This window comes from Terrisphaera buseokensis (assembly GCF_047521145.2).
Lineage (GTDB): Bacteria > Verrucomicrobiota > Verrucomicrobiia > Opitutales > Opitutaceae > ER46.
The window spans coordinates 3,380,963-3,407,058 of record NZ_CM134186.1 but is presented as its reverse complement, the minus strand read 5'-3'; the positions used below and the strand labels follow the sequence as shown (position 1 = coordinate 3,407,058).

General features: G+C 65.8%; 20 protein-coding genes and 1 pseudogene. 18 read left to right on the top strand and 3 right to left on the bottom strand.

Features of this window, described 5'->3' with window-relative positions:
- Positions 1 to 16: 16 nt before the first annotated feature.
- A complete protein-coding gene (locus ACLJEU_RS12750) occupies positions 17 to 316 on the bottom strand; it encodes a hypothetical protein (protein ID WP_414663125.1) in 300 nt (99 codons plus the stop codon).
- A gap of 149 nt (positions 317 to 465) precedes the next feature.
- A complete protein-coding gene (gene uvrA / locus ACLJEU_RS12745; protein ID WP_414663124.1) occupies positions 466 to 3,438 on the bottom strand; it encodes an excinuclease ABC subunit UvrA in 2,973 nt (990 codons plus the stop codon).
- A gap of 229 nt (positions 3,439 to 3,667) precedes the next feature.
- On the opposite strand from uvrA, the gene ACLJEU_RS12740 reads away from it, so the two are divergent.
- The 11 genes from ACLJEU_RS12740 (at position 3,668) to ACLJEU_RS12690 (ending at position 20,083) form a co-directional block, all read left to right on the top strand.
- Complete coding sequence (locus tag ACLJEU_RS12740; protein ID WP_414663123.1) at positions 3,668 to 5,638, top strand: DUF1302 domain-containing protein; 1,971 nt, start codon at positions 3,668 to 3,670, stop codon at positions 5,636 to 5,638.
- Positions 5,639 to 5,651: 13 nt separating this feature from the next.
- Entirely contained in the window at positions 5,652 to 7,004 is a 1,353-nt protein-coding gene (locus ACLJEU_RS12735; RefSeq protein WP_414663122.1) for a DUF1329 domain-containing protein, read from the top strand.
- A 58-nt stretch (positions 7,005 to 7,062) separates the two neighbouring features.
- Positions 7,063 to 7,989 carry a WD40/YVTN/BNR-like repeat-containing protein gene (locus ACLJEU_RS12730; protein WP_414663121.1) on the top strand — a complete coding sequence of 309 codons (927 nt, stop codon included), beginning with the start codon at positions 7,063 to 7,065 and terminating at the stop codon, positions 7,987 to 7,989.
- Between the two features lie 76 nt (positions 7,990 to 8,065).
- Positions 8,066 to 10,411, top strand: a complete 2,346-nt coding sequence (locus ACLJEU_RS12725) for an efflux RND transporter permease subunit (RefSeq protein WP_414663120.1) — start codon at positions 8,066 to 8,068, stop codon at positions 10,409 to 10,411.
- Positions 10,412 to 10,534: 123 nt separating this feature from the next.
- Entirely contained in the window at positions 10,535 to 11,683 is a 1,149-nt protein-coding gene (locus tag ACLJEU_RS12720; RefSeq protein ID WP_414663119.1) for an AI-2E family transporter, read from the top strand.
- Positions 11,676 to 11,966: a zinc ribbon domain-containing protein gene (locus ACLJEU_RS12715; RefSeq protein ID WP_414663118.1), complete on the top strand. Its 291-nt coding sequence runs from the start codon at positions 11,676 to 11,678 to the stop codon at positions 11,964 to 11,966. The genes ACLJEU_RS12720 and ACLJEU_RS12715 overlap by 8 nt, the downstream gene beginning before the upstream one ends.
- 321 nt (positions 11,967 to 12,287) lie before the next feature.
- Positions 12,288 to 15,002: an ATP-dependent DNA ligase gene (locus tag ACLJEU_RS12710; RefSeq protein WP_414663117.1), complete on the top strand. Its 2,715-nt coding sequence runs from the start codon at positions 12,288 to 12,290 to the stop codon at positions 15,000 to 15,002.
- Between the two features lie 22 nt (positions 15,003 to 15,024).
- Entirely contained in the window at positions 15,025 to 17,655 is a 2,631-nt protein-coding gene (locus ACLJEU_RS12705; RefSeq protein ID WP_414663116.1) for a DEAD/DEAH box helicase, read from the top strand.
- A gap of 61 nt (positions 17,656 to 17,716) precedes the next feature.
- Positions 17,717 to 18,403: a metallophosphoesterase gene (locus ACLJEU_RS12700; RefSeq protein ID WP_414663115.1), complete on the top strand. Its 687-nt coding sequence runs from the start codon at positions 17,717 to 17,719 to the stop codon at positions 18,401 to 18,403.
- Positions 18,400 to 19,209 (top strand): DUF3108 domain-containing protein, encoded by an 810-nt coding sequence (locus tag ACLJEU_RS12695; protein ID WP_414663114.1) that lies wholly within the window; start codon positions 18,400 to 18,402, stop codon positions 19,207 to 19,209. Before ACLJEU_RS12700 ends, ACLJEU_RS12695 begins: the two co-directional genes overlap by 4 nt.
- A complete protein-coding gene (locus ACLJEU_RS12690) occupies positions 19,187 to 20,083 on the top strand; it encodes a glycosyltransferase family 9 protein (protein WP_414663113.1) in 897 nt (298 codons plus the stop codon). The genes ACLJEU_RS12695 and ACLJEU_RS12690 overlap by 23 nt, the downstream gene beginning before the upstream one ends.
- A 46-nt stretch (positions 20,084 to 20,129) precedes the next feature.
- Here ACLJEU_RS12690 and ACLJEU_RS12685 read toward each other — a convergent pair.
- A pseudogene (locus ACLJEU_RS12685) lies at positions 20,130 to 20,594 on the bottom strand (DNA-3-methyladenine glycosylase); the annotation flags it as partial.
- A 26-nt stretch (positions 20,595 to 20,620) separates the two neighbouring features.
- Between ACLJEU_RS12685 and ACLJEU_RS12680 the strand changes: the two are divergent.
- From ACLJEU_RS12680 to ACLJEU_RS12650, 7 genes are all read left to right on the top strand, one after another.
- Entirely contained in the window at positions 20,621 to 22,012 is a 1,392-nt protein-coding gene (locus ACLJEU_RS12680; RefSeq protein ID WP_414663112.1) for an MFS transporter, read from the top strand.
- Positions 22,009 to 22,911, top strand: a complete 903-nt coding sequence (locus ACLJEU_RS12675; protein ID WP_414663111.1) for a PfkB family carbohydrate kinase — start codon at positions 22,009 to 22,011, stop codon at positions 22,909 to 22,911. The genes ACLJEU_RS12680 and ACLJEU_RS12675 overlap by 4 nt, the downstream gene beginning before the upstream one ends.
- A gap of 263 nt (positions 22,912 to 23,174) precedes the next feature.
- The gene (gene rplU, locus ACLJEU_RS12670; protein ID WP_414663110.1) at positions 23,175 to 23,489 is read left to right on the top strand and encodes a 50S ribosomal protein L21; all 315 of its coding nucleotides are present in this window, start codon (positions 23,175 to 23,177) and stop codon (positions 23,487 to 23,489) included.
- Between the two features lie 13 nt (positions 23,490 to 23,502).
- Entirely contained in the window at positions 23,503 to 23,748 is a 246-nt protein-coding gene (gene rpmA / locus ACLJEU_RS12665; protein WP_414663109.1) for a 50S ribosomal protein L27, read from the top strand.
- Positions 23,749 to 23,898: 150 nt separating this feature from the next.
- Positions 23,899 to 24,276, top strand: coding sequence for a hypothetical protein (locus tag ACLJEU_RS12660; protein WP_414663108.1), 378 nt, complete (start codon positions 23,899 to 23,901; stop codon positions 24,274 to 24,276).
- Between the two features lie 141 nt (positions 24,277 to 24,417).
- Positions 24,418 to 24,891: a hypothetical protein gene (locus tag ACLJEU_RS12655; protein WP_457795387.1), complete on the top strand. Its 474-nt coding sequence runs from the start codon at positions 24,418 to 24,420 to the stop codon at positions 24,889 to 24,891.
- Between the two features lie 40 nt (positions 24,892 to 24,931).
- Positions 24,932 to 26,086 carry a rod shape-determining protein gene (locus ACLJEU_RS12650; RefSeq protein WP_414663106.1) on the top strand — a complete coding sequence of 385 codons (1,155 nt, stop codon included), beginning with the start codon at positions 24,932 to 24,934 and terminating at the stop codon, positions 26,084 to 26,086.
- Positions 26,087 to 26,096: the final 10 nt, after the last annotated feature.

Here is a 26,096-nt window from a genome sequence, read left to right as displayed (position 1 = left end):
GCGCACGGGCTGACACTCACTCCGCGGACTTCGCCTCGGCCGCGAGTTGAGCGTGCTCCCATTGCTCAACGAAAAGCCGGATCTCCGTCCGCGCGTCACCCGGCGGCACGTCCTTGCTCGCGGCGGGGCGCAGGATCAATTCGCGGCCGTCGAGCATCGCCTTGTAATCGCCGTTCGCCGCCCAGTGACAGTCCGCAATGGCATCCAACAAGGATCGCACGGCCCGCCACTCCAGCGTCGCATCCGGCGAGCCACACAGCAGGAGCTCGCGCGTGTGGCGCTGCGCCGCGTTCAGCACGGAAACGGGAGGCTTCATGGAGTCGATCAGCACGAGGTGGGTTGGGCGGATACCCAAGCCTCCATGGACCCTGGCGACAACCGTCGGTTGCAGGCTGGAGTCGACTATTTGCCGTCAGCGCGGCGTGGGGAAACTCCCTGTTGCAGGGACCCCTTGGCCCCCAGTCGCTACTTGCTCGCAGTCCGCCAGCGCTTCAAAGCCGCGCCCGTCAGGGAGGCGGCACAGGTTTCGATCTCGGCGCGGGTGCCGGCAAAAATCAGATCGCCGCCCGTCCGGCCGCCGCCCGGCCCGAGGTCGATGAGCCAGTCCGCGAGATGGATGACGTCGAGGTTGTGCTCGATGACGATGACGGTGTTGCCGGCGTCGCGCAGCTTGAACAGCAGATCCATGAGTTTCTGGATGTCGGTCCAGTGTAGCCCCGTCGTCGGCTCGTCGAGAATGTAGAGGGTCGACCCCTGCAGCCGCTTGCTCAACTCCAGCGACAGCTTGATGCGTTGCGCCTCGCCGCCGGACAGCGTCGTCGAGGACTGGCCGAGGGTGAGATAACCGAGGCCGACGGCGTCGAGCGTCTCGAGTTTGTCGATCACGCGGGGAATGTTGCGGAAGAGCTTGATCGCCTCGCGCACGGTCAGGTCGAGCACGTCGGCGATGGACTTGCCGTGGAACAGCACCTCGAGCGTTTCGCGGTTAAAGCGCCGGCCGCCGCAACTCGGGCACGGTGCGTAGGCATCCGGCATGAACTGCATGTCGAGCTGGATGGCACCGTCACCCTGGCAGCGCTCGCACCGGCCGCCGCGGACATTAAACGAAAACCGGCTGGGCTTGTAGCCGCGCACCTTGGCGAGCGGCACCTGCGCATAGAGATCGCGCAGCAGCGGCAGCAGATCGACGTAGCTCGCGGGATTCGAGCGCGGGCTGCGGCCGATGGGTTCCTGATCGACCTGCACGAGCTTCTCGAAGAAATCGAGGTTCTCGATATGCCGGTGCTTCAGCGGGAGCGATTTCGCCCCGTTGAGCTTGCGCGCGGCCTGGGCGGCAAGGATGTCGAGCACGAGCGTGCTCTTGCCCGACCCGCTGACACCCGTGACACACGTCAGCAAGCCGATCGGGAACTTCGCGTCGATGCCGCGCAGATTGTTCGCGCGCGCATCGCGCACCGTGAGCCAGGCGCCGTCCGGCTCCTTCTGTTTCGCATCGCGCACCACGGCGAGTTTGCGCGCCAGGTACGGACCGGTCCGCGAGACGTTTGCCGGCAGCAACATGCAGGCCGCGGGTGTGCCTTGAAAGAGCAGTTGGCCGCCCTCGGTGCCGGCCTCCGGTCCGAGTTCGATGATCTCATCCGCGGCGCGCAGCGTGTCCTCGTCGTGCTCAACCACGAGCACCGTGTTCCCTCGGTCCCGCAACGCCGTGATGGTCTCGAGCAGCTTCTGATTGTCGTGCGGATGCAGCCCGATGCTCGGCTCATCGAGCACGTAGATCACGCCCACGAGTCCCATGCCGAGCTGCGTCGCGAGGCGCACGCGTTGTGCTTCACCGCCGGACAACGTGCCGAAGTCGCGTTCGAGTGTCAGGTAACCGAGTCCGGTCTCGAGCAGGAAATGCAGCCGCTGTTCCACGCCGGTGACCACCTCGCGCAGCGCCGCATTGCCGCCGTGCGTCGCCACGAGCTCCTGGGCAAACGCATGGGCCTCGGCCACGTCCAGAGCCATGAAGGAAGGAAAGCTAAGACTGACCGGAAACCGGAAACCGGAGACCGGAGGCCCGGAGCGAGTAACCTCGGTACCGATACGCGTCGCGTCCGAAGATTCGACGTTTCCGATCTCCGGTTTCCGGTTTCCGGTTTCGATCATCACCGCCCCGCTCCGCGCGTTCAGCCGCGTACCGCGACACTCCGGGCACTCGCCGCTCACCATGTAGGTCGTGAGCCGCGCCTGGAATCCCTCGCTGTCGGTGTGCCGGAAACTTTCCTCGAGATCTGCGATGATGCCCGCAAACGGCATCGCCTTCGCCTCGCGCATGCGGCGCATCTTGAACGCAAACTGCCGCTCGCCCGCGCCGTACAACAGGAGCCCGCGGGTCTGCTCGGGCAGTTTCTTCCAGGGCACGTCGGCATCGAATGGCAGCTGCTCGGCGAGCTGTTTCAGCAGCGCGTTGTGCTTGATGATGAGATTTTTTCCGCCGATGCGCCACGGCTTGATCGCCCCTTCGCGCACGGATTTGTCGGGATCCGGAATGACCAGCTCGGGCACGAACTTCAGTTTGCGGCCGAGACCGTCGCAGGTCGGGCACGCACCCTCACGGTGGTTGAAGGAAAACTGACGCGCCGCGAGCGGCTCAAACACATCGCCGCACAGCTCGCACGACAGCGACTGGCTGAGCGCCAGCTCGCGCCACGGCGCGTCGGCGCTTTTCTGCGCCAGCACGATCGCGCGATCCTTGCCTTCGCGAAACGCGAGCTCGAGCGAGTCGGCGAGCCGGCTGCGTTGGTCCACCGTCGCGACCAGGCGATCGAGCACGAGATCGACCGTGAGTTCGCGCGTGCCCGCGCCCGTGGGCACGAGGCGCGCGTCATCGAGATTCTTGATCTCACCGTCGAGCCGCACGCGTTGAAACCCACGCTGCCGGAGCCGCGGCAGTTCGTCGCGCAGCACGCTCGGCTTCGCCCGCATGAACGGCGCGAGCAGCATCACGCGCTCGCCGGCGCACTCCGCCAGCACGCGCTGCACGTTGTCGTCGAGCGACCGCTGCACCACCCGGCCGCCGTCCTTCGGACACAACTGCGTGCCGGCCAACGCCCACAGCAGCCGCGCGTAGTCGGCGATCTCCGTCGCGGTCGCGATCGTGCTGCGGGGACCGCCCGCGCCGGTGCGCTGCTCGATTGCCAGCACGGGGGACAGGCCGTGGATGAAGTCGACGTCCGGCCGCTTGAGTTGATCCAGCACCTGCCGCGCGGCCGTGCTCAGCGACTCGATGTATTTGCGATAGCCCTCCGCATAAATGGTGTCGAAGGCGAGCGACGACTTGCCCGAGCCGCTGGGACCGGTGACCACGACCAGTTTTCCCCGCGGAATGCGCAACTCGAGGTTCTTCAAGTTGTGCTCCCGGGCACCTTTGACGTGGATGTGAGTTGCGACCTGCATGAATCGAATCCGCAACGTTACGGAAAAAATCGGAACGTCAAAGCCCGTCGCCGCCCGCTGGACACGATCGGGCTTATTGCAACTGAGTAAATATCGTTATCCGCCTTATGACATTCGCACTTGCCCGAGGCGAGGGCGGCCTCTTTGTCTGGATATCCGAAGGCGGAAGCGCGGTGAACCTGCCTCTTATTCCGCCCTTAGCCCGGCCCGAACTCTCCTGCAAAACCTCATGAATGACCACCCGTCTTCCCGTGAAGTCTCGCGCCGCTGGCGCGCCACGCTAGCCACGGTCGCAGCCGTCGCGCTGAGCGCTCCCGCCGCACTGGGACTCCAGTTTAGCATGGGCGAAGTGAAAGGCAGCTTCGATTCGACGCTCTCGTTCGGCGGATTGTACCGGTTGAAAAATCCGGACGCCGATTTCTACGGCACGAGCAACAGCTTCAACGGCACTCCGGGCAGGCAGAATTCCGTCAACACCGACGACGGCAATTTGAACTATGGCAAGGGCTGGGTCTCCGAACTCATCAAGGGCAATCACGACCTGGAGTTGAAGTACCGGAATTTCGGCGCGCTCGTCCGCGGTTACTGGTTCTACGACTTCAAGGCGGACGACACGCGCCGCACGCCGCTCTCCGATCAAGCGAAAGACCGCGTGGTGAAGGGCGCCGAGCTGCTCGATTTGTATGCGCGGGCGAAATTCACGCTCTCGAACAACATGCCGCTCGATGTCCGCATCGGCCGCCAGGTGCTGAGCCTCGGTGAAAGCACGTTCATCCCGAACGGCATCAATGTCGTCAACGCGGTCGACCTCTCGAAACTGCGCGTCCCGGGCGCCGAGCTGAAGGAGGCATTTCTGCCGGTCAACATGGTCAAGGCCTCGCTCGGGTTGACGCCTAACATCACGATCGAGCCATTCTGGCTGCTCGAATTCCGACGCAACGAACTCGAGCCGGCGGGCACGTATTTTTCGTCCAATGATTTTGCCACCCGCGGCGGCAACACTGTCTGGCTCGGCTTCGGCAGCGTCGCCGACCTCGGCAGCACGATCGGCGGCATCGGCCGCGAAAAGGATCGCGAAGGCGGCAACTTCAACCAGTTCGGCCTCGCCACGCGCGTGCTCGCCCCCGGCCTGAACAACACCGAGTTTGGCCTCACGTTCGCCCGCTATCACAGCCGATCGCCGGTCATCAGCGCCCGCACGCCGACGACGCCCGTCAACACCGACCTCACCGGACCGCTCACGGCGGCGTTCATCCGCGGCGGCGTGCCGGCCGCCCAAGCCGGCCCCCAGGCGGCGGCGATTTTCCAACTGATCGTGCGCTCGCAACTCGCGCCGCAGACGCTCACCGCGACGGAACTCGCCACGCTGCAGAGCGCGCCGGTGCAGGCGGCGATCGCGGGGGCGCGGCAGATCGCGCTGCTCACGGCCGCCGCGTCGGGACGCTACTTCACCGAGTTTCCTGAGGGCCTGAATCTGTTTGGCGCGAGCTTCAACACCTCAATCGGCAAGACGGGCATTTCGTGGCAGGGCGAGATTTCGCTGAAGAACAGCGTACCGCTGCAGGTCGACGACGTCGAACTGCTCTTCGCCGCCCTCTCGTCGCTCGCCCCGCAGTTCGGCGCGAGCAACCAGATTGGAAACTACCTCGGCCAGTACGGCCGCGAGGTCCCCGGCTACCGGCGTCACCGCGTGTGGTCCGCCCAGTCGACCCTGACGAAGGTCTTCGGTCCGATCCTCGGCTCGCAGCAATTCACGCTCGTCGGCGAGGCCGGCGGCGTATGGGCGAATCTGCCGGACAAAAACGTGCTGCGTTACGACGGCCCGGGTTCGTTCACCGGCGGATTGCAGTCGGCCATGAACTCCGCGGGCTTCCCGCAGTTTCTGGCCACGCCCGCCTCGGCGTTCGCGGACGATTTCTCCTGGGGTTACCAGGTGCTCGGCCGGCTCGAGTACAACAACGTCCTCCCGAATGTGAACCTGCAGCCGACGGTGGCATTCACGCATGATGTCAGCGGCAACACGCCCCTGCCCCTCGGCAACTACGTGCGCGGGCGCAAGAGCGTGAACCTCGCGGTCGAGTTCAACTACCGCAACGCGTGGTCGCTCGAGCTGCGCTACGTGAACTTCTTCGGCGCGGGCCGCTTCAACCTCCTCGCCGATCGCGACTACTTCGCGACCACGGTGAAATATTCCTTCTGAACCATCGCTGCCGATGAACCCCTTCCGCCTTTCCTCCGCTTTCCTCGTGCTGGCCGCCGGCGCGTCCGCCGCCGTCAGCGACACCGACGCCGCCCGCCTCGGCAAGGATCTCTCGCCCCTCGGTGCCGAGGTCGCGGCCAATGCCGACGGCTCGATCCCGGCCTGGACCGGCGGCATTCAGACTCCGCCGGCGGGATACAAACCGGGCGCGCATCATCCCGATCCATTCGCGGCCGACCAGCCGTTGTACACGGTGACGCCCGCGAATGCAGCGCAGTACGAGGCGAAACTTTCGGCCGGCCACCTCGCCGTGCTGAAGGCGTATCCGAACTACAAGCTCGCGGTCTACCCCACCCGGCGAAGCTTCTCGAATCCCCAGCGCGTGTACGACGCGACTCGCAAGAACCTCGCGACGGCGAAGCTGGTATCCAACGGCAACGGCCTCAGCGGCTCAACCGTCGGCGTGCCGTTTCCCATTCCCCAGAACGGCCTCGAGGTCCTCTGGAATTTTCTCACCCGGTACCGCGGCGACGCGGTGATGCGCCGCATCGACCAGGCGGCGGTCGAGCGCGGCGGCGGTTACCAACTCGTGAAGCTCGAGGATGAGTTCGTCTTCAACTACTCGCGGCCCGACATCACCAGCAAGGAGCTTGAGGACTCCAACACGCTGATCTATTTCAAGCAGGCGGCGGTCGCACCGGCCCGGGTGGCGGGCAGCATCCTGATTGGCCACGAAACGATGGATCAGGTGAAGGAGCCGCGCCGCGCCTGGGTCTACAATGCCGGCCGCCGCCGCGTCACCCGCGCGCCCAACATCGCCTACGACAATCCCGGCACCAACGCCGACGGCCAGCGCACCACGGATCAGTACGACATGTTCAACGGCGCGCCGGATCGCTACGAGTGGACGCTCGTCGGCAAGAAGGAGCTGATCGTGCCGTACAACGCGTACAAGCTGCACAGCGACAAACTCAAGGTGGCCGATATCCTGAAGCCGCTGCACCCGAACCAAGATCTCGCTCGCTATGAACTGCACCGCGTCTGGGTGCTCGAGGCGAAGTTGAAGTCCGGCACGTCGCATCTCTACAGCCGCCGCACCTTCTACATCGACGAGGATTCCTGGCAGATCCTGATTGCCGACCAGTACGACGGCCGCGGCCAGATGTGGCGCGTGTCGGAGGCCCACTGCATCAACTATTACGATGTGCAGACCTTCTGGAGCACGCTCGAGGTGCATCTTGATCTGCAGAACGGCCGCTACCTGGCGATCGGCCTCGATAACGAAAACCCGATGTACGATTTCACCATCAAGCGGACGCCCGCGGATTACACGCCGGACTCCCTGCGCCGGGAGGGCCTGCGATAAACGCAACGGCCGCTTGCGGCCGGGCCGGGGACGCGCGCTTCACCGCGTCCCATCCGCCATGAGTTTCCTTTCCACGCTGCGACTCGGTCCGCTCCTGTTCCTCGCCGCCCTTGCGTCGGCCCTCGCCGCCGATCGTTCGGCGAGCGTTCTCCTCCTCGACGGCACGGTGATCGGCAGCGAGGTCATCGTGGTCGGCGAACGCGGCGCGATTCTTCGGTCGGAGGACAACGGCCGCTCGTGGCACCCCGCCGCGGGCCCGGCCCGCGCCACGCTCACGGGCGTGAGTTTCGCGACCCTCACCGCCCCCCGTCACGGCTGGGCCGTGGGCCACGACGCCCAGATCTGGGCGACGACCGACGCCGGTCGCACGTGGGTGAAACAATACCAGGGCGAATCGCTCGCGGACTCGTTCCTCGATGTCCTCGCGCTCGACGCGCAACGCGTGATCGCCGTCGGGGCCTACGGCGCCTACCTGAGCACCACCAACGGCGGCGCCACGTGGACCAAGCGAACGATCGCCGCGGACGATTTTCATTTGAATCGCATCACCCGCGGACCGGGCGGCGTGCTCTACGTCGCCGGTGAACGCGGCACGCTGCTGCGGTCGGCCGACAGCGGCACGACGTGGACCCCGCTGAGCGTTGCATATACCGGATCGTTCTATGGCGTGCTGCCGCTTGAACGCGGCGCGCTGCTCGCGTACGGCCTGCGCGGCCACGTTTTTCGCAGCGAGGACGAGGGTCGGACCTGGCAGCAAATCTCGATGCCCGAGCCCGTGCTGCTCGCCAGTGCAGTGAAACTCAAGGGCGACACCGTCGTGCTCGCCGGCCAGTCGCGCACGGTGTGGGTCAGCCGCGATCTCGGCCGGACCTTCACGCCGCGCGTCGAGGCCGCGCCCGCCGGCGTGGCCGAACTCCTCGAACTCCCCGACGGCAACCTCCTCGCGCTCGGCGAGGCCGGAGCCAGCGTCATGCCGAAGCCATAATCGCCCCCACGGGCGCGCCGGCGTCCCGCCTCCTTCCGTCTCACCTCCCGTACCCGCCAGCTGCCTCGTCCCGCTCATGCTAGAAAAATTCACCCGCTGGATGTTCCGCCACCGCACGCCGCTCGTGTGCGTGTTCGCGGCGCTGACCGTCGGGATGGGATTGCTGGCGCTCCGGCTGCGGGTGGATGCGAGCTTCAACAAGTCGCTCCCGCTCGATCACGAGTACATCAAGACGTTCACGAAGTATCAGCGCGATTTCGGCGGCGCGAATCGGGTGCTGGTCGCGTTAATGAACGCGAAGGGCGAAATCTTCACGCCGGAGTTTTTTGCGGAGCTGAAGAAGGTCACGGACGAGGTTACTTACCTGCCGGCGGTCGATCGCGCGCAGGTGCAGTCGTTGTTCACGCCCAATGTCCGCTACATCGAAGTGGTTGAGGACGGCTTCACCGGCGGCAACGTGATCCCGGCGGACTTTCAGCCCGAGCCCGCGGCGTTTGCGCGCGTGCGGGCGAATATCATCAAGTCCGGCCGGCTCGGCATGCTGGTCGCGAACGACTTCACCGGCGCGATCGTGAGCGCCCAGCTGCTCGAGGTGAATCCGGCCACGGGCGAAAAGATCGACTACACCCGCGTCGCGGCGGGACTGGAGGCCATTCGCACGCGCGTGGAAAAGGAAAGCGACGGCGCCATCACGGTTCACATCATCGGCTTCGCGAAAATCATCGGCGACGTGAGCGACGGCGCCCACGGCGTCCTCACGCTGTTCGGCGTCTCCATCGTCGTCACCGCGCTGCTGGTCTGGTGGTACGCCGGCTTGTGGAAACTCGCGCTCGCCCCGGTCGTGTGCTCACTCGTCGCCGTGGTGTGGCAGCTGGGCATGCTCACTGCGCTCGGCTACGGCATCGATCCCTTCTCAATCCTCGTGCCGTTCCTCGTCTTTGCCATCGGCGTGAGCCACGGCGTGCAGAAAATCTGCACGTTCCGCATCGAGGTGTTCAAAGGCCAGGACGGACGCACCGCGGCGCGGGCGGCGTTCATGCAGCTGATCGCGCCGGGCATTGTGGCGCTGATGACCGACACTGTCGGCTTCCTCACGATGCTCGTGATCAAGATTCCCACGATCCAGGAGCTGGCGATCACCGCCAGTCTCGGCGTGACCGTGATCGTTCTTACCAACTTCTTCCTCCTGCCGATCTGGCTGTCGTACCTGCGCCTGCCGCCGTCCTACGCCACCTGGGTCGCGGTGCGCCGGGAGCGTGCGGACGCGCGCTGGAACCGCCTCGCGCGGGAAATGAAACCGCGGCCGTCGCGTATCATCATCGTCGTCTGCCTGCTGATCGGCGCCTGGGCGTACTGGAAATCGACCGAGGTCCGGATCGGCGACACCCAGGCCGGCGTGCCCGAGCTGCATCAGGATTCCCGTTACAACACCGACACGCGCGTCATCACCGCGAAATTCAGCATCGGCGTCGACGTCCTTTCCGTGATCGTCGAGACGGTGCCCAATGGCTGCGTCGACTACGAGGTCGTGGCGTTGATGGATGAGTTCGAGGGCCGGATCCGCCAGGTGCCGGGCGTGCAGTCGGTGATTTCCCTGCCCGAACGCGCGAAGCTGGTGAACGCCGGCTTCAGCGAAGGCTCGCTCAAGTGGCGGATTCTGCCGCGCAACCAGCAGGCCCTGGCGCAGGCGGTCGCGCCGATCGAAACGTCCTCCGGCCTGCTCAACGCGGACGGCAGCGTGATGCCGATCGTGATTTACCTGACCGATCACAAGGCCGAGACGCTTCGCGCCGTCACGACCGCGGTGAAGGCCTTTGCCGCCGAGCACCCGTCGCCCAAGGCGCGGTTTCTCCTCGCGAGCGGCAACGCCGGCGTGATGGCCGCGACCAATGAAGTCGTCGCGGCGGCGGAAAAGCCGATCCTCCTGTGGGTTTTCGGCGCGGTGATCGCGCTGTGCCTGATCACCTTCCGCTCCATCCGCGCCGCGCTCTGCATCGTGCTGCCGCTGGCGATCGTCAGCTACCTCGCGTACGCGCTGATGGTTTACCTCGGCATCGGGTTGAAGACGTCGACGCTCCCCGTTGTCGCGCTCGGCGTCGGCATCGGCGTCGACTACGGCATCTATATCTTTGCGCGGCTGCAGGCGTCGCTCGACGCCGGGGAGTACTTCGAGGAATCGATGTTCGCCGCGTTGAAGGATGCCGGCGCCGCCGTGGTGTTCACGGGCCTCACGCTCGCGATCGGCGTCAGCACCTGGGTGTTTTCGAACCTGAAATTCCAGGCCGACATGGGCCTGCTGCTCACGTTCATGTTCCTGGTGAACATGGTCGGCGCCATCATTCTGCTGCCGGCCATGGCGCGCTGGTTCTGGCGTCATCACACCGGCCGCACGATCGCGCCGTTCGCGATGCGCAAGGAGTGAACGAGACGCCGCGGGCCCACGGCAACCGAGACCGACCGCCCGGGAACGCAGGTCTCCGGCCTGCATCCAACCGCAGCGCAAAATTTCTGGCCACCGTCCGCTCTGTCGCTTCCTCTCTCCCCCGTGCCTGCCGAGCCCACTCCCCCGCTTTTCTCCGACAGCCAGCAGCGCGTCATCAGCTCGGCGCTTACCCTGCTCGCCTTCCTGGGCTCGATCGCGCTGCTCATCCTCGCGGTGTATGTCATGGGCCGGTTGCTCGGGTTTTTCTCCAGCGTGCTCTGGCCGCTCGCGGTCGCCGGCGTGCTCGCGCTGATTTTGCGGCCGCTGGTTGTGACGCTCGAACGCCGTCTCCGCCTGCGCCGGTTCACGTCGGTCCTGCTGCTCTACGGCGTGGTCGTTCTGCTCACCGCGGGCGGCCTGCTCCTGCTGGTTCCGCCCCTCGTCAACCAGGTGATCGACTTCATCAGCTACCTGCCCGAACTGTGGGAACGGGCATCGGCGTATGTGGAAGTCCATTACCCGGACTGGATCAAGCTGGCGCAAAAACACCTCGCGAACCCCAGCGTGCGCAACATCGCCGACAGTATCGCGTCGGAGGGCAAGGCGCTGTTTGCGCTGACGGTGCCGTCGGTCAAGGCGGCGTTCGGCGGGCTCCTGGACGTCGGCGCGTTTCTCACCCACCTCGCGATCATCCCGGTCTACCTCTTTTTCTTCCTGCTCATGCGGGGCGCGCCCACGCGCAGCCTCGATCGTCATCTGCCGTTCCTCCGCCCGGGCGTGCGTGAGGACGTCGTGTTCCTCGCGAGTGAGTTTGTGTCGATCATCGAATCGTTCTTCCGCGGCCAGATCCTGATCGGTCTTTGCATGGGCGTGCTGCTCGCCGCCGGCTTCACGATCATCGGCCTGAAGTTCGGCCTCGTGATCGGCCTCGCCCTCGGCGTGCTCAACATCGTGCCCTATCTCGGCACCATTCTCGGCCTGGCGGTGTCGCTGCCGATCGCGTTTTTCCAACCGAACGGCGGCTGGCAGCTCGTCGGCCTGGTGCTGCTGGTGAAGGGCATCGTGCAGTGTGTGGAGAGCTGGTTCCTCACCCCGAAGATCATGGGCCACCACACTGGTCTGCATCCCGTCGCAATCATCGTCGCCGTGTTTTTCTGGGGCACCGCCTTCGGCGGCGTGCTCGGCATGCTGCTCGCCGTGCCGTTGACGGCGTTTTTCGTCACGGTCTGGCGGTTGATGAAGCGGAAGTATTTCACCGCGGAACATGCCTAGGGAACGTCCGGCCCCGGAGTCCTGCGCGAATTGCGGCGCGAGTGTACCGAAACAGGCCCGGGCCTGTCCCGAGTGCGGCGCCGATGAACGCACGGGGTGGCGCGAAACGTCGCTCTACGATGGACTGGATTTGCCCGCAACGGCGTGGCAGGACGACGCCGACTCAACCGCAACGTCCCGCTCGCGCCGTCGGCCGCACATCAACGGCGTGGCATGGTACTGGTGGGCCGTAGGCGTGGCGTTGCTCGCGTTGCTGGCCTTGAGCCTGATCGTCGGGCGCTGAGCGGAGACAATCCGGCTGCCCGCGAATGGCGCGAAAGGCCGCGAATGGCTGCACTCAGCGTTGCAGTGAAATTCGCGTCCGCTCGCGTAATTCGCGGGCGCGCTTCGGCCCGGTTCCGGCTCATACCAATCGCTCTTTGCCTTTGGACTTTAACCGTGGCTACGAGCGCCAGCGAGTGGCCGAACGGCCACTCGCTGGCGCTCGCAGCCACGATCGATCCAGAAGTTCAAAAGCAAGGAGCGATTGGTATCAGCGGCGCGGATAAAAAAGCTGCGTCCGCTGCTTGTGGTTGGAAGGGACCGGACAAAGCTTGGCGCTCGCATGGCCTGGAAAGTCGAGTTTCGCGCCGGAGTCTGGCTGCCACAAATCGAGTGGTGGCTCGACGCGCATTTTCCCCAGCGCCGCTCCTTCGTCTCGCACGCGCACTCCGATCACATCGCCGGCCACCAGGAAATTCTCTGCTCGGCGGGCACCTCGCGCCTGATGCGCGCGCGCATGCCCGGGGAACGCCGCGAACACGTGCTGCCGTTCGGCCAGACCGAGCGGCTGACCGACGCCACCACGGTGACGCTGCACCCCGCGGGTCACATCCACGGATCGGCGCAGAGCCTGATCGCCCACGACACCCACGGCACGCTGCTCTACACGGGCGACTTCAAGCTACGACCGGGCCGCTCGGCGGAGCCCTGCGCCACGCCCCGCGCCGACGTGCTGATCATGGAGACGACGTTTGGCCGGCCGCATTATGTGTTTCCGCCGACCGAGCAGGTGCTGCGTGACATCACGGGCTTCTGCCTGTCGTGCCTTCATGATGGCGAGACGCCCGTGCTCTACGGCTACAGCCTGGGCAAGAGCCAGGAACTGCTCTGCGGGCTCGCCGAGGCGCGGTTGCCGGTGATGTTGCATCCGCAAACGCTCCGGCTCACGCGGATCTACGAGGAACTCGGCATCGCGTTTCCCGCGTATCGAAATTTCAATGCCGCGGAGGTGGCGGGCCATGTCGTGATCTGCCCGCCGCAGTCCAACGCCTCCGGTTTCCTCAAGCAAGTCGGTCGCCGCCGGACCGCGATGATCACCGGCTGGGCGATGGATCCGGGCGCGATCTATCGTCATCAATGCGACGCGGCGTTTCCCTTGTCCGATCACGCCGACTACCCCGATCTGTTGCGGTTCGTCGACGCGGTGCAGCCGAAGCGGGTGCTCACGCTGCACGGCTTCGCGCAGGAATTCGCGCTCACGCTGCGCGAGCGCGGCATCGAGGCCTGGGCGGTCGGCGCGGACAATCAGCTTGAGCTCGGCTTGTCCGCCGCGGTGCAGGGCTTCACCGCGGAAACACCCTCGCCGCCGCTGACTCGACCGACGCCGGAAGCAGCGCGAGCATCCGCGCCGGAGTCGTTCGCTGCCTTTGCCGCCGTCGCCGAGCAGGTCAAAGCGACGCCGCGCACGCTGGAGAAAGTGGCACACCTCCGCGCGTACCTCGCCGCGCTCCCGCCGGACGCCGCCGCGCTCGCCGCGCTGTTGTTCACGGCGCGGGCCTTTCCCCAATCAGACGGGCGCGTGCTGACGCTCGGCTGGGCCGTGGTGAAGCGCGCCGTACTCGAGGTCGCGCAGCTGACCGAGGCGGGGTACCGTTCGTCGCATCATCGCTTCGGCGATGCCGGCGAGGCTGCCGAGGCTTTTCTGTCGGGCCACACCGTGAGTGCGGGCGCAACGTTGGCTGACATCGCGGCCTTTTTTTCCGCCATCGCCGCGGCCCGCGGGCCCACGGCGAAGTTGGAGCTGCTGACCGCACGGCTGCGCGGGCTGTCGCCCGCCGAAGCCAAGTACCTCGTGAAGATCATCACGAACGATCTGCGCATCGGCTTGAAGGAAGGCCTGGTGGAAGAGGCGATCGCGGCGGCAGCGGACCAGCCGACTGAGGCGGTGCGCGAGGCGAACATGCTGTCGGGTGACATTGTCACGGTGGCGCAGGCCGCGCGTGCGGGCACGCTGGATACGATCGCGCTGCGCGTTTTCCATCCGCTGCAGTTCATGCTGGCCAGTCCCGAGCCGGACGCCGCCGCGATTCTGGCTCGTCTCGCGCCGCCGGTGTGGATCGAGGAGAAGTACGACGGCATTCGCGTCCAGCTGCACAAGCAGGGCGAGCGCGTGGAACTGTACTCGCGCGACTTGAAGCGCATTACCGGACAGTTTCCGGACCTGGCCCGTGCCGCGCGCGCGCTGCCGGGCGATTTCATTGGCGATGGTGAACTGCTCGCGTGGCGCGACGGCCGCGCCCTCGCATTTGCCGAACTGCAGAAGCGTCTCGGACGCAAGGGCGACGATCTGTTCCTCGGCTCTGAGATTCCGGTGTCGATCTCGTTCTACGACCTGCTGTGGCTGAATGGCCGCACCTGGTTGAAGGAACCGCTCGCGGCCCGGCGTGCAGCCCTCGCCGGCCTCCTCGCCGCGCCCGATCTCGTGGTGGCCGGTTTCCGCCTCGCTCCGGTGCAGCAGGCGCATTCCGCCGTTGAAATTGACGCCGCGTTTCTCGCCGCCCGCCAACGGGGCAACGAAGGCCTCATGGCCAAGGATCCACGCAGCTACTACACCCCGGGACGGCGCGGGCTGGCGTGGTTGAAACTCAAGCGCGCGTACGCGACGCTCGACGTCGTCGTGATCGGCGTCGAGTACGGTCACGGGAAACGACGCGACGTCCTGAGCGACTACACCTTCGCCATTCGCGACGTGGAACACGATCGCCTGCTCACCGTCGGCAAGGCGTATTCAGGCCTGACCGACGTCGAGATCGCTGAGCTGACGAGCCACTTCCTCGCGCACACGCTCGAGGAGCGCGGCCGCTATCGCACCGTCGTGCCGGATACGGTGCTGGAGATCGCCTTCGACTCGATCCAGCCGAGTAACCGGCACCAGAGCGGTTTTGCACTGCGCTTTCCGCGCATCGCCCGGATCCGCACCGACAAGACGGTGGCGGAGATCGACACGTTGGAGACCTGCCGGCGGCTGGCGGGAGGGCTCGCTCCGGCGGCGATCTGAGCGGGCGTCAGTCCGCGCTCCCATGTTCACCCGACTCGTCGCGCCCGCGCTTACGGAAGGCGAACTTCACGCTGCGCTGCAGCCGGAACTCGCCCGCTGGTTCAAACGCCGCTTTGGCGCCTTCGCGCCGGCGCAGCAGTTCGCCGTGCCCGAGATCGTTGCCGGCCGCTCGCTGTTGCTCTCGTCGCCCACGGGCAGCGGCAAGACGCTCGCGGCCTTCCTCGGCGTCTTCGACCACCTGGCCCGCGCGCGCGATCGGGATGTGCTGCCCGACGGCATCGTCGCCATCTATGTGTCACCGCTCCGGGCGCTGGCGTATGATCTGCAGAAGAACCTGCAACAGCCGCTCGACGAACTCGGCTGGGCATGGCTCCGCGTGGGAGCCCGCACCGGCGATACGACGCCAAAGGAACGCGCCTGGCAGAAACGCCGCCCGCCGCACATCCTCGTCACCACGCCCGAGAGCCTGACCTTGCTGCTCAGCCAGCCGGCGTGGCTGGTCGCGCTGCGCCACACCCGGTTCCTGATTGCGGACGAACTGCACGCGCTCGCCGAAAACAAACGCGGCGTCATGCTGATGCTCGCCGCGGAACGGCTGGAGGAATTGCGGACTGCGGAGTGCGGAGTGCGGATTGAGCAATCCCCACTCCGCAGTCTGCAATCCGCCATTGTCCGAATCGGTCTCTCTGCCACGGTGGCGCCGCTTGAGACTGTGGCGGAATTCCTGGTCGGACCGGGGCGGCCCTGTGGCATTGCAGAAGTGACGCAGCGCAAGCCGGCGCGCATCGAGGTGTTCTCGCCGCTACGCGATCGCGCGTATCCGCCCGCAGGCTACACGGCCTCGCGCATGCTGTCGGAGCTGGGGACGTTTGTCGGGCAGAAGCGCACGACACTGATTTTCACCAACACCCGCTCGGGGGCGGAGCACATCGGACTGCGCCTGAAGCAGCTCATGCCGACGCTGGCGCCCCAGATCGAGGTTCACCATGCGTCGCTCGATCGCACCGTCCGGCTCGAGGTCGAGGATCGGCTGAAGCGCGGCGAGCTGCGCGCGGTCGTGTGTTCGACGTCACTTGAGATGGGCATCGACATCGGCTCGATCGACACGGTGGTGATGGTCTCGGCCCCCAAGGGCGTGTCGCGTGCGCTCCAGCGTATCGGGCGGTCCGGCCATTCGATGGGCGAGACCAGCCACGGCGTGCTCGTCGCGAGCAATATCAACGATCTCGCCGAATGCACCGTCACGGCCCGGATGATGGAGCGCCGCGAATTGGAGCCGGTTAGAATCAGCGCGCAGCCGCTCGACCTGCTCGCGCAGACGCTCGTGGGCCTCGCGATCTTTGAGAGCGTCACGCCCGACGAAGCCTTCGCCCTGGTGCGGCGCAGCTTTCCGTATCGCGCACTGGCCCGCGCCGATTTTGATCGTGTCCTGCACTACCTGGCCGGCGGCGGCACGTCGTTGGAAAAGCACTACGAGACGGTGTTCGGCAAGGTGCGGGTCGACACTCGCGGCTACCTTGTCCCGACCTCCAAGCGGGTCGTCCGCGATTATTACCAGAACATCGGCACCATCGCGTCGGAAAGCATGGTGCAGGTGCGGCTCGGCCGTCGCGCGCTCGGGCAGGTCGAGGAGTCGTTCATGAAGGGATTGAAGCCCGGCGACGTCTTCGTCCTGAACGGCCAGACGGTGCGCCTCGTCGAAACGCGCCTGCTCACCGCGAAGGTCGCGCTCGCGCCCAGTTCCTCGCCGACGGTGCCGCGCTGGAACGCGAACAAGATGCCGCTGGCCTCGGGCCTCGCCGCCGAGGTCGTGCTGCTCCGCGGCGAGATGGCGCAGCGGCTGGTCGGCAGCGCCGGCGTTCCACCCTCGCCACCCGTGCCCGCAGATCCCGCCGCCGCCCTCGGCTGGCTCCAGCGAGAACATCACCTTTCCCTGGCCAACGCGCGCGCGTTGACGGAGCACTTCGCGCTGCAGGCGGCGGTGTCGGCGATTCCGACGGCGGCGTTCTTTCTCGTCGAGCATGTCCCGCAGCGCGGCCTCCTGCATTATTTCTTCCACTCGCTCATCGGCCGGTCGGCCAACGACGCCCTGTCGCGCATCGTGGCGCAGCGGGTGCACGAGACCAAGGGCGGGAATGCACTCACGACCATCGACGACTACGGTTTTCTGCTGACGCTCAAGCCGTTTCAGGCGCTGACGGCGGACGAATGGAAGCCGCTCTTTCGGCGCGAGGGCGCGGAGGACGCGTTGCGGGCGGCGTTGAGCGAGAGCAATCTCGTGAAGTGGCAGTTTCGCGGCGTGGCGCAGACCGGCCTCATGGTTCCGCGCCGCGTCCACGGGGCGGAACGCGGCGCGCGGGCGCTGCAGTGGAGTTCCGAAATCATCTTCGAAGTGCTGCGGAAGCATGAGCCCGATCACCCGCTCCTGGTCGAAGCCTATGCCGAGGCCACGTTGCGCTTTCTCGATCTGCCGCGCGCCCTCGTCTTCATGGATGACGTGGGACGGCTGCCCTGGGACCTGCGCGAGCTCTCCCGCATCAGCCCCTTTGCCTTCGGCCTGTATGTCAGCCGGATTCGGGAAACGATGACACTCGAGGATCCCGAGACGACAATCGAGCGCCTCTACCACGAAATGTACGGCGACCGGGCGTGAAAAAGAATCGAAGTTGAGTTTGAAGCCGACGGCCGGTTGCGCACCGTCTTGGTTTTAACGCATGCGCGCGCTGGGCCCTTCATCCTCCATTCCGCCGGTTCGAAGCGAGATTCGCTCCGGCCTCTGGCTGGATTCGCGGCATGCGCTGTGGATCGAAGCGGAGCGTCTGCTCGTCGTTGCCGACCTGCACTGGGGTTACGTCGCCAGCCACCGCGCCCGCGGCCACCTCCTGCCCGTCTGGGGCGATGATGACATCGCGCAGCGGCTCAACGCCCTCGTGACCGACTATCGCCCTGCGGAAATGCTGTGGTTGGGCGACATCGTGCATGCGGCCGAGGGCGCCGGCCGCGCCGAGGCGTTCTTGCGCAACGCCTCCGTGCCGATCACGGCGCTCGCCGGCAATCACGACCGGCGCTGGCGCGGTGCGGGCGCGCCCAGCGCAATGCGGGGTCGATATTTTTTTCACCACGGCGACCGCGAGCTGCCCGTGCCCGACGCCGGGCTCGAGATCATCGGTCATCATCATCCTGCCGTGACGTGGGACGATGGCGCCGGTTCGCGGATCACGTTGCCGGTGCTCGTGGCCGCGTCACACCGCCTGGTGCTGCCCGCCTTTTCCCCGTGGGCTGCGGGCGCAACGTGGCGATCCGCGCCCGACGCCGATGAAACCCTCTGGGCGGTCACGCCCGCCCGGATTTTTGCCCTGCCGCGCGCGCGATCCGTCCCCAGCCTTGTCCTCACGCAATGACCGTTCGCGCTCTTCTCTGGCTCGTCCTTTCCGCTTGGTTCCCGTGGGCCGCGTTCGCCGCCGCGGCGCTGCCGCTGCAACCCGGTGAGCGCCTCACGTACAAAGTGTCGTGGGCGATCGTGCTCGGTGCCGGCGAGATCAAGATTGCGGCGGAACCGGATCCGACGTCGACCACGCCGCGGTTGCTGGTGACGACCACGACCGCGACCCGGAAGCTGGCGCGCATGCTGCTGAAATTCGATGCCGAAGCGAAGTCGGTCTTCGACCTCGCCACCGGCCGACTCGTGGCGCTCGAGGAAAAGAGCCAGCAGGGGGACAAGCGCAGCGAACACCGCGTGACCTTTGATCTCGATGCCCGCCAGGCGTCCTACTTTCCCGCCAACGCCCCGACGGCTCCGCGCGTCCTGCCGATTCCGCCGGGCGATCCGACCGACCTCATCATGGGTCTGCTGCAAACGCGCACGTGGGATTTGAAGCCGGGCGAAAAGCGCGATGCGCTGGTGCTGTTCGACGACGATTTCTACGAGCTCACGATTCACATGGCGCGGTACGAGGAGGTGGAAACCAAACTGGGCAAGTTTCGCACCGTCGTGCTGGAACCGCGCATGGACAAGACGCCGCCGAAAGGGATGTTCAAGCGCGGGAGTTCGGTGCGGGTGTGGATCGCCGAGGACTCCCATCGCCTCCCGGTGAAGTTCGAGGTGGAGTTCAAGATCGGCACGGGCACCGCGACGTTGGAAGCCTACGAGCCGCCCACCGCCGCCGGCGCGTCCGCCCCAGCGAATGCGAAGAATTCTCGTCCTTAGAGGCGGAGCCCTGGGCGACTTCATCGTCACTTTGCCCGCGCTCGCGCTCCTGCGCCAGCGCTGGCCCGACGCGCAAATCGAACTCGCCGGCAACGCCACCGCCGCGCAACTCGCCCGCGTTCGCGGCCTGCTCGACGGCGTGCACTCGCAGCACGAGGCCCGCTGGGCGGCGTTGTACGGACCGGACGATCTGCCCGCAGCCTTTGCGGCGTGGCTCGCAGAATTCGATCTCGTGGTGAACTACTGGCCCGATCCAGACCGCACGCTCGCCCGGCATTTTCCGCGGCGAACCGGCCAGACATTTCTCTCGGCCTCCGCGCTGCCGGCGCAGTCGCCCGCGGCGGCGCATTACTGCGAACCGTTGCGCGCTCTGGGTCTCGCGACCCGCGACTCGTTTTTTCGGCTGGCTCCCCTCGCGGCGGAGTCAATTTCAACGCCGCCCACATTGGCCGACACCCTCGTGGTTCATCCCGGCAGCGGTTCGCCGCGGAAGAACTGGCCGATCGCCCGCTGGCAGGCACTACTGGCGTGCCTGCCCGCGCCGGTGGCGATCGTGCTGGGCGAGGCGGAAATGGAAACATGGTCCGACGCTACCGTCGGCCAGCAGGCGACGACGTGGAGAAACCTTCCGCTCGAAACGCTCGTCGCGCGTTTCGCCGCTTGCCGGCTCTTCATCGGTCACGATTCCGGCATCAGTCACCTCGCGGCCGCAGCCGGCGCGAAGTGCGTCCTGCTTTTTGGTCCGACGGATCCGGCGTGCTGGGCGCCGCCGACGCCGGAGGTCGAGGTGCTGCACTCGACAGCGGGTCTGATGGCACTGACGCGGGAGACGGTACAGCAGGCCGTGACGCGAGCCATTGCTGATCGACGGTGAACCGCCAGGGCTTCGACGCCCAAATCGGGCCGGCGTAGTCGACGCCGATGCGAGGCGTTGCTTTCACCCGCGCCGCAGGCACGCGCACCCCGCGATCCTCGATCCACAATCCCTCCTCGGGCGTCGCCGGCCGGCGGTTGAGGGCGCGATTGATCGCGAGCTGTCGTGTCACGCGCCCCGGACCGCTCGCGCCTTCGACTCCGCGAATCAGAATGGCCGCGGGGAAGTCCGGAGGACCGACGACCAGATTGAGCAGCTCGTGAATCCCGTAACACAAATACACATACCACACGCCGCCGGGGCCGTACATGACGTCGGTGCGCGCGGTGCGCCCCGCGCGGGCGTGGCAGGCGAGATCGGTTTCTCCGTGGTAGGCCTCCGTCTCGGTGATGAGCCGGGCCTCGGTGCGACCGTCGGGAAAACGCCGCACAAGATGCCGGCCGATCAACCACCGCGCGAGCGCAACCGTTTTCTTTCCCCGCCACACTTCTGCTTCCACAATCACGCTCATCTGCCATTAGTTCGGCCGTACGTCTTGTGAAAGCAATCTCCGCGCGCACGCATAAAGCCGATCTTCTCCGCTCGCTCCGTCTCTGCACGGCAGAGGGGATCATGGCGATGCCGCTCGTGACGATGTCACTGCCGGTGAACGTGTTCATGACCGCGCTGGTGGCGAAGGCGTTTCAGTTGCCCAAGACCACGATCGGGTTGATCAGCGCCCTGCCGTTCGTCGGAAATTTTCTCCAAATCTTCATCGCGTCGTTCATCGCCCGGTGGAAGCCGCCGAAGACCGTGACGGTCCTGGCGGCGTCGCTGCATCTGGTGTCGTGGGCGGCGTTCGGTGTCCTGCTGCCGTGGATTCCGCGCGATCATCCCGACGTCGCCGGCCAATGGCTCATCGTCTGGTTTCTCGTCACCAGCTGCTTTGGCGCCATCGCGGGCGTGTCGTGGAACGCGTGGATCCAGGAATGGGTGCCGTACCGGATTCGCGGGAAGTATTTCGGCCGGCGCAACGGCACGCTGCAGATCTCGACGCTGACGTTTCTGCTCGTGGCCGGCTGGTCGCTCGCCCACTGGAATTACCTCATTCTCGTCTTCCAGATCATCATCGCCATCGCGGTGGCGATGCGGATTTTCTCGTTGCGCTGGCAATGGATCAGTCCGGCCCAGCCGCGCCGGCACCACGTGACAATCGCGCTGCCGTTCCGGGATCAGTTGAACGTGGTCCTGCGGTCCCGCTCGCTGCTCGTGTTCATCGCGTTTGGCGCGGTCTGGTCGTTTGCGGCCAATTCGTTTGGACCCTTCTACCACGTGTTCATGTTCGATCAGCTCGGCTTGTCCGCCTTCGAAGTCGGGCTGCTCGCCACGCTGGCCCAGCTCAGCGGCGCGCTCTCGTTGCCGGCCTGGGGGCTGCTGCTGGATCGTTTTGGCAACAAGTCAGTGATGACGTTTTCGCTGATCCTATGGCAGGTGCAGAATTTCGCGTGGTGCTTTCTCACCTTCGAAAACCAGTCCGTGCTCTACGGGATGTGGATTTGGGGCGGGGCCACGGGCGCCGGGTTCATCCTGGGCCAGTTCACCCTGCTGCTGAAACTGATTCCGCTCGAGGCGAAGAACCTCGCGATCGGCGTGAACCTGGCGGTCACCTCGCTCGTCGCGGCGATCGCGCCGATCGTGGGCGGCGCGGCGCTGACGTGGGCACTCGCGCGGTGGCCCGATCCGTTCGCGGTGCACCACGTGTGCTTTCTCTTTCAACCCGTGCTCGCGCTCGCGGGGAGTTTTCTGTTGTTGCGCGTCCATGAACCGCGCGCGAGTTCCCTCACGATGGTGTTCGGTGCCATGCGCAATATCCGGACGCTCAGCAGCGTGTTCGGACTCGGCTTCCTCGTGAATCACGTATTTTACCGCGCGCAAAAGGACGAGAAATGAACCCCTCCGCGACGACGGTGCCGCACGTCTACACCCTGACGGGCAATCTGCTCGCCGAACGCACGCTCGCCTTCCCGAACTGGTCGCCGGGGCGCACCCAGCGCGCGAGGGAGGAGACGTTTCAGGTCGGCGGCAAGGGCATCAACGTATCCAAGATGCTGACGCGTCTCGGTGCCGCGAATACCGCCCTTTGCTTCACCGGCGGCGCGCCGGGCGCGGAGTGCGAGAGCTGGCTGCGGGCGCGTGGCGTTTCGTTTGTGGCGTTCGACACCGGCCGGCCGACGCGCGTGGGCACCGTGGTGCGCGACGACGGCGCCACCCACGCGGAAACCACGTTTCTCGGACCCGACGTGCCGGCGTCGGCCGCGGCCGTGCAAGCCTGTGCCGCTTTTCTGGACCAATTGCCGGCCGGCCAGGTGCTGGCCGTGTGCGGCAGCGTGCCGGGTTGGACAACGCCCGCCTTCGCGCCGCTGCGCGCGGCGCTCGCGCGCTGGAGCGAACGCGGCTGGCTGGTCGCGGACACCTATGGTGCGCCGCTGGCCGAGCTCGTGACCGGCCGGCTCGCGTTGCTCAAGATCAATGCCGACGAACTGCGAACGCTGCCCGGCGGCGGCAGCTCGCCGTTGCCGCGGACCATCGAGCGCGTAATCATCAGCGACGGCCCGCGCTCCGTGCAGGTGCGCGACGAGCACGGCGCGCACGCCACCTTGATTCCGCCGCCGATTCGCGAAGTGTCGGCGACGGGGTCGGGCGATGTGCTGCTGGCGTGTGTCGTGCAGGCCCACTTCGTGCGGAAACTTCCGCTCAAGGACGCAGTGGCTTTTGCAATTCCCTACGCGGCAGCGAATGCCGCCCATCCGGGAATCGCGGAGTTTTCGGACCCGATTCCCACCCCATGACCCCGCAGGCGGCGTGGTGACGCGATGATTCGGCCGCGCGCCGTCGGCGCCGGCGCGTGTTGTAACCCGTAAGCGCAAACGGTCCTAAATCGGGTCATTGCGGGGCCAAAGTGTGGGCGCTCCGGCCGATCCTGAGCCGGAATTTTGGCTCGCGCCCACCGCTCTGGCCGCCACACCACAAAGGCACCGCGGAATCTGTTCAGGATTTCCAAATAAATCCTTGCGTTCACTTCTGCAAAACCGCTTATTCCGCAGTTTTATTTATGAAAGCGACCATCAAGACCCAAGGCCAACAGTTCACTGTGACCGAAGGCGACATTCTTACTGTGAATCGTTACCCGGGCACCGAAAAGGGCTCGACCGTCGAAATCAAGGACGTGCTCGCCGCTGGCGAGGGTGAGTCCTTCCGCATCGGACGGCCGTTGCTGTCGGGTGCCTCGGTTTCCGCCACGATTCTCGAGAACAAGCGCGGCGACAAAGTGATCGTTTTCAAGAAGAAGAAGCGCAAGGGCATGGAACGCAAACGCGGCCATCGCCAGGAGCTTTCGGTCATCAAGATCAATACGATTAACGCTTAAGGAGACACCCGTCATGGCGCACAAAAAAGGTCAGGGAACATCCAGCAACGGTCGCGAGAGCCACTCAAAGCGGCTCGGCATCAAGGCATTTGGCGGTGAGTCCATCCTCGCGGGCGGCATCATCGTCCGCCAGCGCGGCACCAAGCTGCATCCGGGTAAGAACGTCGGCGTAGGTCGTGATTGGACGCTCTTCGCGCTCAAGGACGGCAACGTCAAGTTCGACAAGGTGCATCGCTCCGTTTCCGTCGTCACCGCTTAAGTCAGCCTTCACGGCTCAATTTTCAGGCCGGTCCTCAGGGACCGGCCTTTTTCGTGTCCGCATGCAACGATCACCGCTGCAGAGCCGTTGCGCTGGCCGGTCGCGCACGCAGGCTTGCCGGCCGTCTCACGCTAACTCACCGTCCCGCCAATGCCTGATCGACTTGCCGAACTCGTTCGCCAACGCGCACTCGTTGAAGAACATCTCGCCTGGCTGAATCGACAGATCGCCGACGCAGCGCTGCAGTCACCCGCTCCCGGGACGCTCCCGATCAAGCCGGCGATTGCAGAGACTACCGTGGTGGAATCGTCGCCACGGCTGCTGACGCCGGTCACGCCCCCGCCCCGTGCGCCGCTGGAGTTCGCACCCGCCACCGCCGACGCGGAGGCGATTATTGCCAAGTACCAGATTCCGTCGTCCGCGCTGAAGGACGATGTGCGCAAAGGCTGTTTCCTCTATTTCGCTGCCGCCTTCGTCGTCCTCGGTTTGGGAGTCACGCTCCTGTACTTGATGGTCAGCCGGCGCTGACCGCTGCCGGAAAAGCGTCGGCGCGGTTGGCACGCCGGTGAGGTCTTTCGCGCGGTGAACCGACACCCCGCCGCGGAAAAAACTTCGGACCGGCCGTCGGATTCCGATGAACAAGTGCCCTACAACGCGGTCCAGCCCCCGTTGTCATCTGAGCCTGCGCCCCATTTTTCCATTCCCGGCAACGCCTGGAATGATGTCGCCCGGACCTGCCGGCGGGTGTGGGTTCTGCGTGAGCACGGACGCCACGACGAGGCCGAGCTGCTGCGCCAGGGCGAACTTGCCGGCCAAGTCGCCGCGGCGCGATCCCCGGCTGAATCCGACGCTGACGTGGCGGGCCGACTCGAAGCCATCATGACACACGAAGCGGAGCGCGTGGCCAGTGCCGCGGTTCTCGCCGAACTACTTCTTCCGATCCTCGCGCAGCAATTGCGTGCGCCTGCCGCAACCGTTGCGACTGCATCGCCCGTTGCCATCCAAGCGTTGCCGAAGCTCGACGCGCCGCAGGCTCCGGCTCAGCGGCCGGCGGCGTCCATCGCCGATTTCATCGACATGATGATCGCGCAGGAAAACGCGACCGACCTTTCCGCCCGCGCCGCGCAACGCCGCGCCTCCTGATTTTTCACTCCGGCACTGTCACACCTCCGATAAAAACATCATGACACCTGTCACCCTGGATAAGCCGTCCGTCTCCACCAGTCCCACCGCCAGCATTCCCGCGTCGATGCCGTCGCGCTCGCCGGCCGCGAAAACGAAGACCGTCCTCGTCGGCTTTGACCTCGGCACCAACAAATCGTGCGTGCTCGCCGGTCCCGTCACCGGCACCGACATCGTCGTCAGCAAGGTCGTGCCGAGCGTCGTGGGTTATGTGAAGGACGGCATCGTCGACGGGATCATCGCCGGCAATGCCCAGATCCTCTTCGGCGAGGACGCCGTCCGCAACATGCTGCACGTCCGCCTCGTCGCGCCGGTGTCGCAGGGCGTGATCTGCGAGCCCGCGGCCGCCCGTGATTTTCTGCAGCATCTGCGCACCCTCGTCGATCCGACGGGCCAGGCTGAAATCCGCGCCGTGATCGGCATGCCGGCGAACGCAGGCACGCAGGCGCGCGATGACATCCGTCGCTGCGCGTACGGCATCTTTGATCGCGTGCTGATGATTCCCGAACCGTTCCTCGCCGCGCTGGGCTATCGCGACGACTCGCGCGTATCGCAGCCCAACTACCTCGATCCCGTCGTGAACTCCCTGTTCATCGACATCGGTGGCGGCACGAGCGATCTCTGTCTCGTCCAGGGCTATTTTCCGACGAGCAACGATCAGATCAGCATTCCGTTCGCCGGGGACGCCATCGACGAGCTGCTGCACAACGAGCTCGATCGCGTTTATCCGAACAACGGCCTTTCGCGGCACAAGGTTCGCGAACTCAAGGAAGCGCACGCGTACGTCGGCCCCTCCCGCAAGCCGCTCGACGTAAAAGTCATCATGGGCGGCAAGGCGCACACGATTGAACTCGGCGACACCATCGCCCGCGCCTGCAACACGCTCATCGATCGCATTTATCCGGCGCTCACCACGCTCATCGAGCGGGCCTCGTCCGACTCGGTCCTCGCGCTCCTGCAGAACATCATCGTGACCGGCGGTGGTTCTCAGATCAAAGGCATCGATGCCGTGCTACAAAAGAAGCTCACGGACGATGGCTTCGAGTCGCCCAAGGTGAAGCTCGCCGGCCAGGACTTCAAACGCTACGTCGCGATGGGTGCGCTCAAGGCCGCGCGTTCGGCGCGCGAGAATCAGTGGCAGGTGCTGCTCGGCTGATCCACACGGC